General features: G+C 39.3%; 12 protein-coding genes and 1 tRNA gene. 7 read left to right on the top strand and 6 right to left on the bottom strand.

What is annotated here, in order from left to right:
• Nucleotides 1-136: 136 nt before the first annotated feature.
• The gene (locus tag TT13_RS05180; protein ID WP_242868522.1) at nt 137-1,039 is read left to right on the top strand and encodes a HoxN/HupN/NixA family nickel/cobalt transporter; all 903 of its coding nucleotides are present in this window, start codon (nt 137-139) and stop codon (nt 1,037-1,039) included.
• Between the two features lie 68 nt (nt 1,040-1,107).
• Here TT13_RS05180 and TT13_RS05175 read toward each other — a convergent pair whose 3' ends face one another.
• Both TT13_RS05175 and TT13_RS05165 read right to left on the bottom strand, forming a co-directional pair.
• Entirely contained in the window at nt 1,108-1,473 is a 366-nt protein-coding gene (locus TT13_RS05175) for a DUF805 domain-containing protein (RefSeq protein WP_027699017.1), read from the bottom strand.
• Between the two features lie 408 nt (nt 1,474-1,881).
• On the bottom strand, nt 1,882-2,085 hold the full coding sequence (locus TT13_RS05165) for a hypothetical protein (protein ID WP_027699015.1): 204 nt from the start codon (nt 2,083-2,085) through the stop codon (nt 1,882-1,884).
• A 385-nt stretch (nt 2,086-2,470) separates the two neighbouring features.
• Between TT13_RS05165 and rlmD the strand changes: the two genes are divergently transcribed.
• Nucleotides 2,471-3,847 (top strand): 23S rRNA (uracil(1939)-C(5))-methyltransferase RlmD, encoded by a 1,377-nt coding sequence (rlmD, locus tag TT13_RS05160; RefSeq protein ID WP_027699014.1) that lies wholly within the window; start codon nt 2,471-2,473, stop codon nt 3,845-3,847.
• A gap of 38 nt (nt 3,848-3,885) precedes the next feature.
• On the opposite strand, the gene TT13_RS05155 is transcribed toward rlmD, so the two are convergent.
• Together TT13_RS05155 and TT13_RS05150 are read right to left on the bottom strand one after the other, a co-directional pair.
• Nucleotides 3,886-4,398, bottom strand: a complete 513-nt coding sequence (locus TT13_RS05155) for an rRNA methyltransferase (protein WP_027699013.1) — start codon at nt 4,396-4,398, stop codon at nt 3,886-3,888.
• Complete coding sequence (locus tag TT13_RS05150) at nt 4,391-5,041, bottom strand: phosphatase PAP2 family protein (RefSeq protein WP_145912348.1); 651 nt, start codon at nt 5,039-5,041, stop codon at nt 4,391-4,393. The genes TT13_RS05155 and TT13_RS05150 overlap by 8 nt, the downstream gene beginning before the upstream one ends.
• A gap of 143 nt (nt 5,042-5,184) precedes the next feature.
• On the opposite strand from TT13_RS05150, the gene leuS reads away from it, so the two are divergent.
• From leuS to TT13_RS05130, 4 genes are all read left to right on the top strand, one after another.
• Nucleotides 5,185-7,602 carry a leucine--tRNA ligase gene (gene leuS, locus TT13_RS05145; RefSeq protein ID WP_027699011.1) on the top strand — a complete coding sequence of 806 codons (2,418 nt, stop codon included), beginning with the start codon at nt 5,185-5,187 and terminating at the stop codon, nt 7,600-7,602.
• Between the two features lie 152 nt (nt 7,603-7,754).
• A tRNA-Arg gene (locus TT13_RS05140) sits at nt 7,755-7,827 on the top strand.
• 34 nt (nt 7,828-7,861) lie between these two features.
• Complete coding sequence (locus TT13_RS05135; protein ID WP_027699010.1) at nt 7,862-9,901, top strand: putative polysaccharide biosynthesis protein; 2,040 nt, start codon at nt 7,862-7,864, stop codon at nt 9,899-9,901.
• Between the two features lie 150 nt (nt 9,902-10,051).
• Nucleotides 10,052-11,323: an aminoacyltransferase gene (locus TT13_RS05130; RefSeq protein ID WP_027699009.1), complete on the top strand. Its 1,272-nt coding sequence runs from the start codon at nt 10,052-10,054 to the stop codon at nt 11,321-11,323.
• Between the two features lie 53 nt (nt 11,324-11,376).
• Here the strand turns inward: TT13_RS05130 and TT13_RS05125 are convergent, their stop codons facing one another.
• Together TT13_RS05125 and TT13_RS05120 are read right to left on the bottom strand one after the other, a co-directional pair.
• Nucleotides 11,377-12,306, bottom strand: coding sequence for a magnesium transporter CorA family protein (locus TT13_RS05125; protein ID WP_027699008.1), 930 nt, complete (start codon nt 12,304-12,306; stop codon nt 11,377-11,379).
• 105 nt (nt 12,307-12,411) lie between these two features.
• Nucleotides 12,412-13,323 carry a DMT family transporter gene (locus tag TT13_RS05120; protein WP_027699007.1) on the bottom strand — a complete coding sequence of 304 codons (912 nt, stop codon included), beginning with the start codon at nt 13,321-13,323 and terminating at the stop codon, nt 12,412-12,414.
• 392 nt (nt 13,324-13,715) lie between these two features.
• Between TT13_RS05120 and TT13_RS05115 the strand changes: the two genes are divergently transcribed.
• A complete protein-coding gene (locus TT13_RS05115; protein WP_027699006.1) occupies nt 13,716-14,939 on the top strand; it encodes a NupC/NupG family nucleoside CNT transporter in 1,224 nt (407 codons plus the stop codon).
• Nucleotides 14,940-14,951 lie beyond the last annotated feature (12 nt).

The raw sequence follows: 14,951 nt of genomic DNA, 5'->3' as shown, positions 1-14,951 counted from the left end.
AAGGACTTTTATATTTATTAGCAAGAAGTTATTAGTTAAGGATGGGTTATAAAGAATGACTAAACTTATAAAAAAATCATGGGGATATTATAGCTTTATTTTAGCTATGCACGGCCTTTTTTTAGGGCTGATTTTAATGGAAATAAAAGGTAACCATACAATTGTGGGCTTAACAATTCTAGCCTATACTTTAGGCTTGCGCCACGCTTTTGATGCAGATCATATTGCAGCAATTGATAATACTGTTAGGAAATTAGTGCACCAGGATAAAGCCCCCATGGGAACCGGTTTTTATTTCTCGCTAGGGCATTCAACAATTGTTTTACTGATGTCAATTTTGATTGCTGTTTCGGTTAAATGGGCGAGTCAAAAGTTGCCTTTTTTTGAACGTACTGGAAGTATTATCGGTACGATTGTATCGGGTGGTTTTTTAATTGGAATTGCGATTTTTAACTTGGTCGTATTGATTAATTTACTTAAGCGCATGCGACAAAAAAAGCCAGGTACAAGTCCACTACCGACAATGAATGGACCGCTGACTTTTATTTTTAGTTCAGTTTTTAAATTTGTTGAGCATGCTCGGCAAATGTATTTTGTTGGTTTATTATTTGGCTTGGGCTTTGATACAGCAACAGAAATTGCTTTATTAACCCTTTCAACCAATGCAGTTGCAGCTAACACCAATTTTCTCTCAGTATTGGTCTTACCAATTTCTTTTGCAGCCGGAATGTGTTTGATGGATACCACCGATTCAGTTATGATGTCAGGTGCTTATCGCTGGGCTTTCTCCAGTGAACATAGCAAATTGTATTACAATCTGATTGTGACAACGGTTTCGGTACTTTCGGCTTTGATGATTGGCCTGACTGAGTTAATTCATTTCTTACCGGATAAACTTAAAACAAGTATTTCGATTTTAAACGTACTACAAAATATTGACTATAGTTCATTTGGCTATATCTTAGTGGGTACTTTTATTGTCTTATGGTTGCTAGCTTATGTTATTACTAAAAGCGTACAAACAGCTAAGTTAAATTAAAGAATTTTATTGACATTACAAAAACCGCTGTAAGCATAATTAATACTTACAGCGGTTTTTTGTGGTTATTATTGCCAGCGATTTGGCTTGGAAGGTAGGACCATTAGTATGAAAAACCAAATTGTACCAACAACTGGAATTAGGTCTAGTAGAACCCACCAACCAGTCCGGTTAGTGTCATGTAGCCGACGGAAACGAACCGATAAAGTTGCAATCCAGACGATTAAAACAATTAGATTACGTTCCCAAGCGATTGATAGGTCACCAATGGTGTAAATGTTATCAATTGAATGGCCAATACTTGCCTGTACGATAGCGATTATTACACCGCCGATAATGTAGTTGATGATAATCGGCCACCAATAGTCAGCCCGATTAGATACACCAGAAAAGTTAAAAATATTAATCCAAAAACGTTTATACGATGCAAACATTATTTGCCTCCACAAAAGTAACCCACAACATAAAAATGGGCTAACAGTTAATTTAATGCTCTATTTCAATATAAGAAGCATTACTACTTTTTAAAAATAAGAGTAGAGCTAAGAATAACATGATAACCATCGTAATGGCCATAATAAAACTGTAGTTAATACTATATGCATCCCCAGAAGATAGTATCGAGAGGACGCCGGCAATGTTAGATAACATGATAAAAAAATAGCCAAAGATGCTCCATTTACTCATTGCTAACTCCTTTTAGACTAAGAAAGTAATGGTGGTTGTATTTTTAAAGCCTAATTTTAACTTAGCACATAAATGTGATTTTAATGTGAATAAGCGCTTACATTAGTCTCTTGGGCGTCAAAATTGGCAGATGAAAAGATTTTATCAATAAAAAACTAATCATTAATATTCAATAATTCCAAGTCACTATTATGAGCTTCATTGTATAGTCTGATTAATTCTTCAATATCTTCTAAGTGAGCATGTTTACGAACAAAAGTGTGTGATTGTTGTTTAGTACGGTCATAAGCCGTTAGCTTACGATAATAATTATTGACAGCACGACGGACAGTCGCGTCAGTTTTTAGTTCTTTTACCATGTCATTCTCCCCGGGTAACGTAAAATATTACTGTATATTTAGATGGCCTGGCAACTATTTATAATAGCCATATCTATGTTGTAAAACGTTTTACATTAAATTTCAAGTTTTTGATACTATATGATAGATTAAAATAAAATGTGTATATTTAGAAAGTAAAGGCTTTGCCTGATTAAACTCAAAACCAATCGTGATTTAAGTCAGGTAAAATCATTGTTTTAACTGGTTAAATCTGCAAGATTATGTCAACGCTAAACACTTTAGTGACTTTGCTATAATAACTATGTGGTAGGATAGTACGAGACTAATTAACTAATGAAATAAAAACATAGCATACTGCTTAGTAGGTCAGTAAAATAATCAAGCAGTGAGGAGTAAAAGCCTAGTGAAAAAAGTAATGATACCGGTGAAGTTACATCAACAGTATGTGGGCACCGTAGAAGAAGTTAGGTATTCGGGTCAGGGAGTAATTAATTTAAATGACTACGAAGTTTTGGTACCCAATGCCTTTGAAGGTGAAGAAATTCGCTATGAAATAACACAAGTGAATCGCTATTTTAGCCGAGCAACGTTAATTGAGGTAATTAAGGCTTCAAAAAATCGGATTGATTCTGATCATGCCTATCTGTTAGAGGTTGGGATCGCACCCTACATTAATATGAGTTATGCCGGGCAATTAGCCTTAAAGCGCCAGCAAATTAAACGGCTTTATGCCAAAGAACAGATTGAAGTTGAAGTTGCGCCAACCATTGGGATGGATGAACCGCACCACTACCGTAATAAAACGATTGTGCCCTTGCAATACATTGAAGGACATTTATTAACTGGCTTTATTCGGCGACGGACGCGGGGCGAGATTGTGCCATTAAACGATTATTATGTAAATGATCCAGAGATTGATCGCACGATTGGTTTGGTGCGAGAGGTCTTAGATAAACATCATATTAGTGTTTATATGGATGATGAGCATAAGGGTGAGTTCCGATATATCATGGTACGTCGTGGCTATTATAGTGGTGAAATTATGGTGGTTTTGGTAACTCAAAGCCCTAGTTTTACCAATGAAGCCGGGGTTGTGGCTGATATTGTAAAAAATGTACCTGGCTTAAAGAGCTTGATTTTGAATCATAATCCACGTAAATTACATGCGCAGCTATCTGGAGATAACCGAACGTTGTGGGGAAAGAATTCAATTAGTGATACTTTGCTAGGAATTGAGTTTAATATTGGGCCTAATTCTTTCTATCAAGTTAATCCACAGACCACAGAAGTTTTGTATGAGCTAGCGGCCCAAAAAGCAGAGTTGAAGCCAAGCGACACAGTGATCGATGCTTATTCTGGTATTGGTACAATTGGTTTGACGGTTGCCAGTAAGGTGAAAGCGGTCTTAGGTGTTGAAATTGTTGAACGTGCCGTCGCGGATGCACAAGAAAACAAAGCGCAAAACCATATTACCAATGCTAATTTTGAAGTTGGCGATGCCCCAGCTAAAATGCAAGAATGGGCCAAAGCCGGAATGCCTGCCGATGTGATTTTTGTTGATCCGCCACGCAAGGGCTTAACAATTGAACTAATGGATGCAGTGATTATGATGCGGCCGAGTCGGTTTGTTTACGTTTCTTGTAATCCGGAAAGCGCAGCTCGCGATGCCCGCTATCTATTAGATCATGGGTACCACTTAAAAGGTGATATTTTGCCGGTTGATCAGTTTCCACAAACAGCACACGTTGAGTCAATTGCTGTGTTTGAACCAAATAAATAATAAAAAAGGACGGACAAACTTGTCCGTCCTTTTATTATTTAGCGTCTTTGAATGATTAGAGTTGTTTCATCGCTTTGTAGGGATTGATAAATTTGGGCATCAAAACTTTCACTAGGCAGTTTGGCGGCAAAAGTTTTGAGCGAAGCGAACTTTGCCGGCTGATAACCAATAATTACCAATAAACCATTCTTTTTCAGTGCCAATAAGGCTGTACGCATTGTTTGAGCTAATTGGTCAAAATCAGTATGCTCATCGGTTTGGGTCATGATAAGGCCAATCGGTTCAGTTGGATCAAGATATTCAGCCAAGGCGCTAATGTCACGATGGATTAATTCGACCCGTGCGGTTAAACCACTCAAAAAGAGTGAACTTGCAACTGCATCAATGGCTGCTTTATCAGGTGAAAAGCTGATAACGTGACCGTCATCGCCAACCCGCGCCGCAAGGAAACGGGTAATATCACCAGCTTTGATATTACTATCAATGGCCAAATCACCGGCCTGTAAATACTCACCAATAATCATCTGGATTAAGTCTTGTGGGCTACGCATGTTCAAAAACCTCCCGAGTACGATATTTAAAAATGAATTCTTTAGACATAATTAGTAAGAAACCACTAAGCCCCATGCCGGCAAGAATGTCACTTAGGTAGTGTACACCTAAGTAAACACGACTAATTGGAATAATGATAATTAAGATTGCAAAGAACCAGATTAAAACTAAGCGAATTGGTCGTTTCTCCATATAGTAGTGGAGCAAAATGATAATTGAACCATATAATAGGATAGCGTTCATTGAATGGCCAGATGGAAAAGAGGGGCCATGAGCTGGAACTAACTGAAAGAGAGCTGGTCGCGCACGCTCAAAAAGAATCTTTAATAGGGCCATAACGCCAAGACCGAAAACACCAACGTTTAAAACGATAAAGGCGGTAACATCATATTTTTTGATGATGATGGAAATTACCGTTGTAACAATCATTACCAGACTAGTCCACTTAGGATTGCCAGCACGGGTAGCATTGTAAAAAAACCAAGTAGCCTCTGGACTATGGTGCTGGTAGATTAAGTGGAAGCCTAATTGGTCTATGTAATTGACGTAGGGAAGTTGCAAGTAAAGGCCAGCGGCTAGTGTAATAAAGACTAACAAGCCAGTTAACGCAAGGCCCAACTGAAAGTAGTCAAATCTTCGCATAATAAGAAACCTATATTCCTAAAAATAAACTTAACTTATTGTAGCATAAAACACTAATTTGCCCGGCTTTGTACAGGCTAAATCGGCTTGAAAGTATCAAATAATTTTGTTAGCATTAAATAATTAAAGTGAGGTAACTAGGTATGGCTTATCAACACAAAGAACTGGAAAAAAAGTGGCAACATTACTGGGAAGAAAATCAGACATTTAAGACATCAACAGCAACGGATAAAGAAAAATTTTTCGTGATGGATATGTTTCCCTTCCCATCAGGTCAAGGGCTACACGTTGGTCATCCGGAGGGTTACACCGCAACGGATATTGTCGCTCGAATGAAGCGAATGCAAGGCTTTAATGTTTTGCATCCCATGGGTTTTGATGCTTTTGGTTTGCCAACCGAAGAATACGCAATCAAGACTGGTTCAGATCCACGAGAAGTTACTGGCGAGAATGTTAAAAATTTCCGTCGTCAAATGAAAACATTAGGCTTGTCGTATGACTGGTCGAGAGAAGTAAACACAACTGATCCAAGGTACTATAAGTGGACCCAATGGATTTTTGAACAACTTTATAAGCGCGGTTTAGCTTATGAAGATGAAATTATGGTTAACTGGGCACCAGATTACAATGGTGGTGTCGTGGTTGCTAATGAAGAAATTATTGATGGTAAGACTGAGCGTGGCGGATTCCCGGTTTATCGAGTTCCAATGCGTCAATGGGCTTTAAAAATTACCGAATATGCAGACCGTTTATTAGACGATTTGGATGATTTGGATTGGCCAGATGCGATTAAAGAACAACAACGTAACTGGATTGGTCGTTCAGTGGGGGCAGCAATTAACTTTAAGGTAGAAGGACAAGCTGACCAAGCAGTTGAGGTCTTTACGACGCGTGCAGATACTTTATTTGGGGTTACTTACCTAGTCTTGGCACCAGAACATGAATTAGTTGAAAAGATTGTTACAGCTGAGCAAAAGCCAGCCGTTGAAGCTTTCAAGCAAGCAATTGCCTCAAAGTCAGATCTTGAACGGACTGATTTAAATAAAGACAAGTCTGGAGCCTTTACTGGGGCTTATGCAATTAACCCAATTAATGGCGAAAAGCTACCAATCTGGGTAGCTGATTATGTTTTGGCTTCATATGGTACTGGTGCAGTTATGGCAGTACCAGCGCATGATTCACGTGATTATGAATTTGCCACAAAGTACGATTTGCCAATGCGTCAAGTAGTGGCTGGTGGTGATATTAGTAAGGAAGTCTACACGGGAGACGGCTTGCATATCAATTCAGACTTCCTTGATGGCTTGGATAAGGCCGATGCACTAACTAAGGCTCTTGATTGGGTTGAAAAGGCGGGCGTTGGTCACAAAAAGGTCAATTACCGACTTCGTGATTGGATTTTCTCACGACAACGATACTGGGGTGAACCAATTCCAGTTATTCACTGGGAAGATGGTACTAAATCATTAGTTCCAGAGGATGAATTACCATTGCGTCTACCACATGTTGATAACATCTTGCCTTCAGGAACCGGTGAATCACCATTGGTTAATGTTGACGACTGGGTGAATGTTGTTGATGAAAACGGTCGTAAGGGTAAGCGCGAAACCAATACGATGCCACAGTGGGCTGGTTCATCTTGGTACTATCTACGTTACATGGATCCACACAACGAAGATAATTTAGTTAGTCCTGAGGCAGAAGCTTACTGGAAGAATGTTGATCTATATGTTGGTGGTGCGGAACATGCGGTTTTGCATTTGCTATATGCTCGTTTCTGGCATAAAGTCTTGTATGATTTGGGCATTGTTCACACGAAGGAACCATTCCAAAAGCTTGCCAACCAAGGTATGATTTTGGGTGAAAACCATGAGAAGATGTCAAAGTCTAAGGGTAATGTTGTTAATCCAGATGACGTTGTTGAAGAGTATGGGGCAGATACTTTGCGCCTTTACGAAATGTTTATGGGGCCTTTAGAACAATCAATTGCTTGGTCAGTTGATGGCCTATCTGGATCACGTCGTTGGTTGGATCGTGTTTGGCGAGCCTTTGTTGACGATGAAGGTAAGCTTCGTGATCATATTACGACGGTCAATGACGGTAAGTTAACCAAGAGCTATAACGAAACGGTTAAGAAAGTTACTGATGATTATGAGAACTTGCGCTTTAACACCGCAATTTCACAAATGATGATTTTCATCAATGATTTGTACAAGGTTGATGCCGTACCAGTTGAATACATGGAAGGCTTTATCAAGCTATTGAATCCAATTGCGCCACATATGACCGAAGAATTGTGGAGTCTATTGCATAAGGATGTAGTGCTTGCTTATGCTGCTTGGCCAGAATATGATGAAGCTGCTTTGGTTTCCGATGAGTTGGAAATTATTTTGCAGGTCAACGGTAAGCTACGCGGTAAGATGGTAGTTGCAGCAGATACTGACCGTTCAGAAATGATTCGTTTGGCGTTAGAACAAGAAGCAATTATCAAACAACTAGCTGGGGCAGAACCTAAAAAGGTAATCGCCGTACCAGGTAAACTAGTCAATGTAGTTATCTAAATATTTAAAGGCGTTGGTTAATTTAATCAACGCCTTTTTTGTGTTGTGGGTACTTTCTGTTAGAGATTAAAGTTATAAAGGAAGGCTAAGTTTTTAAGGGGAGCCCTTGCAGTTTATTCACATATAATAGATAATTACAAGATATGATTATCGGCGCTATAGTTCAACAGGATAGAACAAGGACCTCCTAAGTCTTAGATCACAGTTCGAGTCTGTGTAGCGTCATTTAAGGTTATGTTTTAGTAAAGGAGAGCGGAAAATGGCAGATGATGAACACCAACCGCAATCGGAACAAGCCCCTTTTCGCCGTGATTTAACGTATCAAGAGTTACGTGCTTTGCTTGATGGGGTGCCGGTAAATGAAATTATTGGTGCGAAGCCGGATGGAATCGTTGACCATGCAATTAAAAGTGATAGGACAGCAGTTCCTCAGACAGATGATGCAAAAATTGAGGTTGTCGAAGTACCAGACCCATTTGCTAAGCCAATTCCCCATTTGACTAATCCAACAAATAAAGTAGGACTTGCTGAACACTCAGCTCAAATACCTAGTGAGCAAGAAGCGACAAGCTTAGAGGAACAAGCACAATTGCTTGCCCAGGCTTCTCTTGCAACTTATGCGCCGGATGAAGTGGGTACTGAGCAGGGGACAATTCGGAGGCAAGAAGAACGGCATGAGTTAAAAAAGCAACAATCAGCAAGCAGTCGGATGTTGCGCGGGTCGCTTTGGATGACGATTGGTGGAATTGCATCACGAATCTTAGGTGCGCTCTATATTATTCCTTGGGTAGCAATGATTGGTGCTACCTATTCAACTAGTGCGAATTCACTTTATGCACAAGGATATCAAATTTATAGCGTCTTTCTAATTATTGCAACGGCTGGTTTACCAAATGTATTATCTAGGTTGGTTGCTGAATACCATGCTAAAAAGCAATTGCGTATGGTGCGCAAGGTGTACCATTCTTCCTTAGTTTTAGGTGCTATTTTAGGGTTAGTGGTTGGTGGGCTGCTCTATGTATTAGCGCCCCTGCTTTCACAAGGACATACCAATGTTGTGCCGGTCTTGCATGCTCTAGCAGCGGCTGTCTTGATTATTCCAATTCTGTCAATGCTTCGTGGTTATGTTCAAGGCTTTGAGTTTATGGGAATTTCGGCATTATCACAGTTTATTGAACAATTGATTCGCGTGGCTTACATGCTTGGTATGACCTATTGGATTATGGTTGTGGGTCATGGAAATTGGGTTGATGCTACGGTCCAGTCAACCTTGGCAGCTTTCTGGGGAGCTTTGGCTGGGATTATCGTTTTGTTAGTTGGGATTGTTTTACGTCGTAAGAGTTTAAGGACTATTGATAATGCTGATGATACTGTTGTACCAAGTGCCAATATTTTGGCTCGCATGGCACGTCAGTCCCTACCGATTGTTTTGGCCGGTTCGGCAATTTCATTGGTGCAGGTAATTGATCAATATACTTTCTTTCATATCATGCGCTCGTTTACCTCAATTAGTTATGATTTGATTGATAATATGTTTGCGCAGTTCTCTTTCAATTCAAACAAGTTAGTAATGCTAGTGGTATCATTAGCTGTGGCAATGTCTGAAACAGCTTTACCGATGCTTGCACGGGCTCGGACGGCTGGAAATAAACAAGTGATTGCCGAACAAATTGAATACGCATTAAAGTTATTGGCATTTGTCATGTTGCCGGCAACTTTAGGTATGGCAGCTGTCGCACGACCACTTTATATCTTATTTTACGGAGCCAGTGATGTGACTAACGGCGTATTGATTTTACAATATGCTTCTTATACAGCGATATTTTTGGGGATGTACATGGTTATCTTGGCAATTTTACAAGGTGTTGGTGATTTACGGTATACGTTACGTTTGTTAGCAATTATTATAGTTGTAAAATTAGTCTTGCAAGTTCCGTTAACCATCTGGTTGGCTGGAATTGGCCCCTTGATGGCGACAATTTTTGCCTTTGCAGTCGGTCTGTTCTTTGCTGTACGGCGCTTAGTTAAAAAGTACCCAATTTCTTGGCAAGAATTTAGTTATCCTTTGATGACGATGCTAACCTGGAGTTTGGTTCTATACTTAGTTGTTTGGCCGGTTGTAGGTACATTAGCTTATTTTGTGGCTGATACAGATCGTCTAGGCAACTTGTTGATTACCTTGTTTGGTGGTTTTATTGGATTGTTAATCTATGGAATCGCAACATTAAAAACAAAGTTAGGCTATGAAATGTTTGGTGCACGAGCAACTGCTTTAGCGCAACGCTTGCATCTTAAATAGAAAAATTCTTGAGTGGTAAGGCCAATGTAAAAGTAAGGGGCTTTACTGCTCAAGAATTTTTTTATGGTATAAGTTAGTCAAGGTGCTTATTAGGTGGTTTGTGCTAGAATTAGACTAGCTTAATTAATAATAAGAGGGCAGAAACAAAAAATGGATAATTATGAATTTTTAGAACTATCAGCAGAAGAATTTGATGCCTTCGCTTTGCAACACGTTGAAGGAAATTTTACTTTGACCAGTGCTTACGTCAAATTATTATCAGGGCGTGATTGGGAAGTTAAGATGATTGGACTGCGTTTAGACGATGAAGTGGTTGCAGCAGCAATTGTGACTTCAATCCCAGTCCGTTTTGGGAAATTAATGCAATTGGACGGTGGACCGTTACTTGATTTTGGTAAGCCGGAGCTGGTTACAGCCTTTTTCACTGAATTAAAGCAATACGCCCACCAAAAAGGTGCGCTTTATCTATCGGTAATGCCTAATAATATTTGGCAAACCTACACAAGTGATGGTGAAATGTTGACTGACTATGAGCAAGAAACTCATTTGTTAGGACAACTTAAAAGTCTAGGTTATCAACACCAAGCCGTCGAACAGGGTTGGTCAACGGCAACAGCGCCAATGTGGCAGTTTGCAAAAGATTTACGGCCAATTGAACATGCGGAAGATCCAGTTGCTGCGCTACGCAAGAGCTATGAAAAAGATGGTAAGTATTATCTAAAGAAAACTGTGCAGTTTGGGATTACAATACGACCACTACAAAAAGCTGATTTGCCAGCTTTTAAGCAGTTGACCCAACATACGGCTGATCGATTAAATTACCATGATAAGAGTCTTGATTTTTATGAAAGGCTTTACGATGCTTTTGGCGATCAGGTTCATTTTTATTTTGTCGAAATGGATTTTTCTGCCTTTATTGCTGGGCAAGAGCAGCGTCGTGATGAGTTAGCAGAGAAGCTGGCACAGTTAGATGAACGTTTGGCACATAATCCAAATAATAAAAAAGCGGCAAATCAGAAGCGTGAGTTTACCGACCAAATGAACCAGCACATTAAACGAATTGATGAGGCGCAGATAATGCAAACTCAGGCAGCGGCCAACAAAGTGGTAGTTGCTGGGGCGGTCTTCCTAGAAACACCAAATGAAATGACCTATCTCTATTCAGGGACATATGATGAGTATAAGCAATATTATGGTCCTTATGCTTTGCAAGATCATATGATGCAGCTTGCCCTTGAACATAAAATCCCTCGCTATAATTTCTATGGAATTTCAGGGATTTTTGATGGTAGTGATGGGGTCTTGAACTTTAAGGTTGGCTTTGGTGGACGAGTTGAAAAGCGTTATGGTCAATTCATCTTACCAGTTAAACCATTTAGTTATGCTTTATATACTGGCCTTAAGCGTATTTTAGGTCGTTAAAATAAAACCGCTTGTCTTAAAAGACAAGCGGTTTTTTATATGCAATTAGTATTTTACTTACGCAAGAAGCCAGTTAGCCAAAGAATGAACGTGGTCAGGCCCATTAAGAGCAGCGTAATAATAATTGAGAAAATCCAACCAAAGTCGCCATTTACATTATACAGGGGGAAAGGGACATTCTGGCCTAGGAAACCAGAAACGATAGTTGGAACGGTTAGGATAATTGACCAAACCGTCAAAATTTTCATCGTCCAGTTTAGGTTAGAATTAGCAACGTTTTCATAGGCATTCGAAACTGAATCAGTAACTTGATGTGAAAGGTCTACAACATCAAGTGCTTGTTTTAGCTCGATTTGTAGATCATTAAGATGTTTTTGTTGTTCAACGGTTAGATATTTTGCTTCGTGGTTACTTAAATTATTGATTAAGTCTAAATCGGTTGTTATAGAATTGCCCAGGTAGATTAGTGCAGTTTGCAGGTCCATTAGATTATCAATCATTCGTTGGGTATGCTTTACCCGGCGAATTTCACTTTGGATGGGATTGCGCCGACGATTAATATCTAAAACAGTCGTCATGAATTGCTTAGTGAGTTGATTAGCAATTTGCAAAATTACATCTAAAGGTTGGAGTTGGTCGATTGGGTGTTCACTATCACTGGCTAAATTTGTGATTAATGGATTAACAAAGGCGGTTTCTCGGCGGGTAAAAGTATAAAGATGTTTACCATCGTGGTTAAAAAGGAAACTAACTGGCTCAGTTGTCGCACGATTTGAGGTGGGGGTTACAACATCAAAAATCATTAAAGCTAGATTAGATTGCTCGGCATATTCCATTCGGGCGCTTTCATAGGGATCAATTGCATAATTTAAAATTGTATGTGGAATTTCTTGGTCAGTATGGAGCCATTTTCGATCAGCTTCATCCATTTCGTGGATTTGTGACCAAGTGAAGGCTGGAAAAATATTATTTGTTATTATCATAATGCTTCAAGTATAAATAAGTTATGATATTTTTACAAGATTACAAGTTGGGATAATCAAAAAGCGACTGCAAAAATTTGCAATCGCTTTGATTTAGGCACTAATTTAACCAATTACTTTGATTAGGATAATACCAACAATAAAGATGATGATGCCAATGACTTTTTGGCGAGAAATGCGGTTTTTCATGACCTGTAATAACCCTAGATGTTCAATGGCGGCGGACACAATCATTGTAGCGATTAGGGTGATTGATACAGTTAGACCAGGGCCAAGCAGCGGAGTGAGGATTGTCATACTTAAGACAAAGATTGCGCCTAAAGTGGCCGTAGTCCAACCCAGCGGTGAAGTAACCCCCATTAGCAAAGTTTTAGGTGTAACCTGGCGCATGATTAAGACGACTAGAATTAATAAAACAGTTCCGAAGAGAAAGGCAATAAAGGTTGCGCCAATTGGACTACCTAATTTAGCCCCTAGATTAGCATTAAAGATGCTTTGCAAGGTTGAAAGGATTCCGGCAATGAAAGCCCAAGCTGAGTATAGCCGGTCTTGAACCGGGTGATTACTTTGAGCTTGTTTTGGGCTGTAGGCTGAAAAAATCACACCAGCGACTAACAATAACAAACCAAAGAACTTGATTAAGTTCATGGGAGAAGTTGGCATTTTGAAGAGCCCAAAGGAATCAATTAATATTCCTGATAAAATCTGACCCAGGGTTGGATAGATAACCGCTTTGATGGGACCAAGTTTAGGAAATAATACGATAATGCTAGTGATATAGATGGCACCCAAAAGGCCACCGGTTGACCAAGGAAAGCCCTTAGTGAAGGCATTAGTAATTAGCTGTGGGATGTCAACGTGCATAAATAACAGTAAGATGACGAACTCAATAGTACCTAGAATATAGGTGATCAGGCTTGCCAAAACTGGTGAGCCCAACTTACGACCGAGGTTGACAGAAAGGGGGCTTTGGGCTGCTAAAAGAAGTCCAGCAAAAAGCGTTAGTAGATAAGACATAATGTGGGGGTTGCTCCTAGATTAGATATTTTTAAGCATTAATACTAGCCTGGGCTTTGCTTGCTATGGGGTTAGCAGGGATTGCAACAGGTTAAGATATCACAATTGAATTTGCTGGGTTAGGCAATTTCTATTGTTGCTTTGATATTTAAATAATCAGTCACCAAATTGGCAATAGTTGTTTCGATAAAGGTGTCGCTTTGTCTGGGTAAATCCTTTTTTGAATTACATCAATGATAGAAGAACAAAATACTAAAGTTTTTCTCATGGTAGACCACCTTGTACATAAAACATGATAAAATAAATATCGTAAACCGCTTTCAATAGCATTATTACTATGTTATAGTATCAGAGTAAAACGTTTTAGTAAAGTTATGTTTAGGAGTAACGATATGTACATTGCAATTAATATACTTGGTATTTTTATATTTTTAGGTATTGCTTATCTATTTTCAAATGATAAGAAAAACATCAATTGGCGTTCTGTTGGTGTGGTGGTTGTTTTACAACTAGTACTAGCTTGGTTCTTTACCCATTTCTCAGCTGGTCAAGCGATTGTTAAGGGAGCCGCTGATGGTTTTACATGGTTAGTCGCAGTTGCTAATCAAGGTATTGCTTTTGCTCTACCAGATTGGTTGACAGCTAATCATGGTGGACCTAACTTTGTTACGTCTGCTTTGCTACCAATCTTGTTGATTGTTCCTTTGTTTGATATTTTGACTTATATCGGAGTATTGCCTTGGATCATCAAGTGGATTGGTCGTGGTTTGTCATTTATTACTGGACAACCTAAGTATGAGTCTTTCTTCGCAATTGAAATGATGTTCTTGGGAAACACCGAAGTTTTGGCCGTATCTAAGCACCAATTGGACACAATGTCAGATCGTCGTAATTATACTTTGGCTATGATGTCAATGAGCTGTGTTACGGCTGCTATCATTGGTGCCTATGTTCAGATGATTCCTGGGGATTATGTTTTGATGGCGGTACCTTTGAATGTTTTGGGTGCAGTTGTTATTACTTCAATTTTGAACCCAGTTAAGGTTAGTGCAGAAGAAGATGTAATTGCCTCAATTGGTAGCGAAAATGGTGAAAAAGAGCCTTTCTTCTCATTCTTGGGTGATTCAATCCTTGGTGGTGGAAAGCTAATTCTAATCATCGCCGCAACTGTTATGTCATTCGTCGCTTTGGCTGCTTTGATTAACCAATTGTTCTCACTAACTGGTCTAGACTGGTTGACTTTGCAAAATATCTTCGGAGTTATCATGTTCCCATTTGCTTGGTTGCTTGGGTTCAATGTACATGATGCCTTCCAACTTGCTCAATTCATGGGAACAAAGCTTGTTACGAATGAATTCGTTGTTATGGGTGAGATTTCAAAGGATATTATGGCAAGTAAGGGATTGTTTGCTAATCATCACGCCGCAGTTGTTTTGTCAGTCTTTTTGACATCATTTGCTAACTTCTCAACTGTTGGAATGATTATCGGAACCTTTAAGGGTCTTGTTACCAAGGAAAAGAGTGACTTTATCTCAAAGCGCGTACCATTTATGCTTTTGTCAGGTATTTTGGTATCACTTTTGTCAGCTGCCGCTGCTGGATTATTTGTTTGGTAAGCTGAACAAGCT

It is taken from the genome of Weissella oryzae SG25 (assembly GCF_000691805.2).
Classification (GTDB): domain Bacteria; phylum Bacillota; class Bacilli; order Lactobacillales; family Lactobacillaceae; genus Weissella; species Weissella oryzae.
Note: the sequence above shows the minus strand (reverse complement) of the source record. Positions and strands in the feature narration are given on the sequence as shown.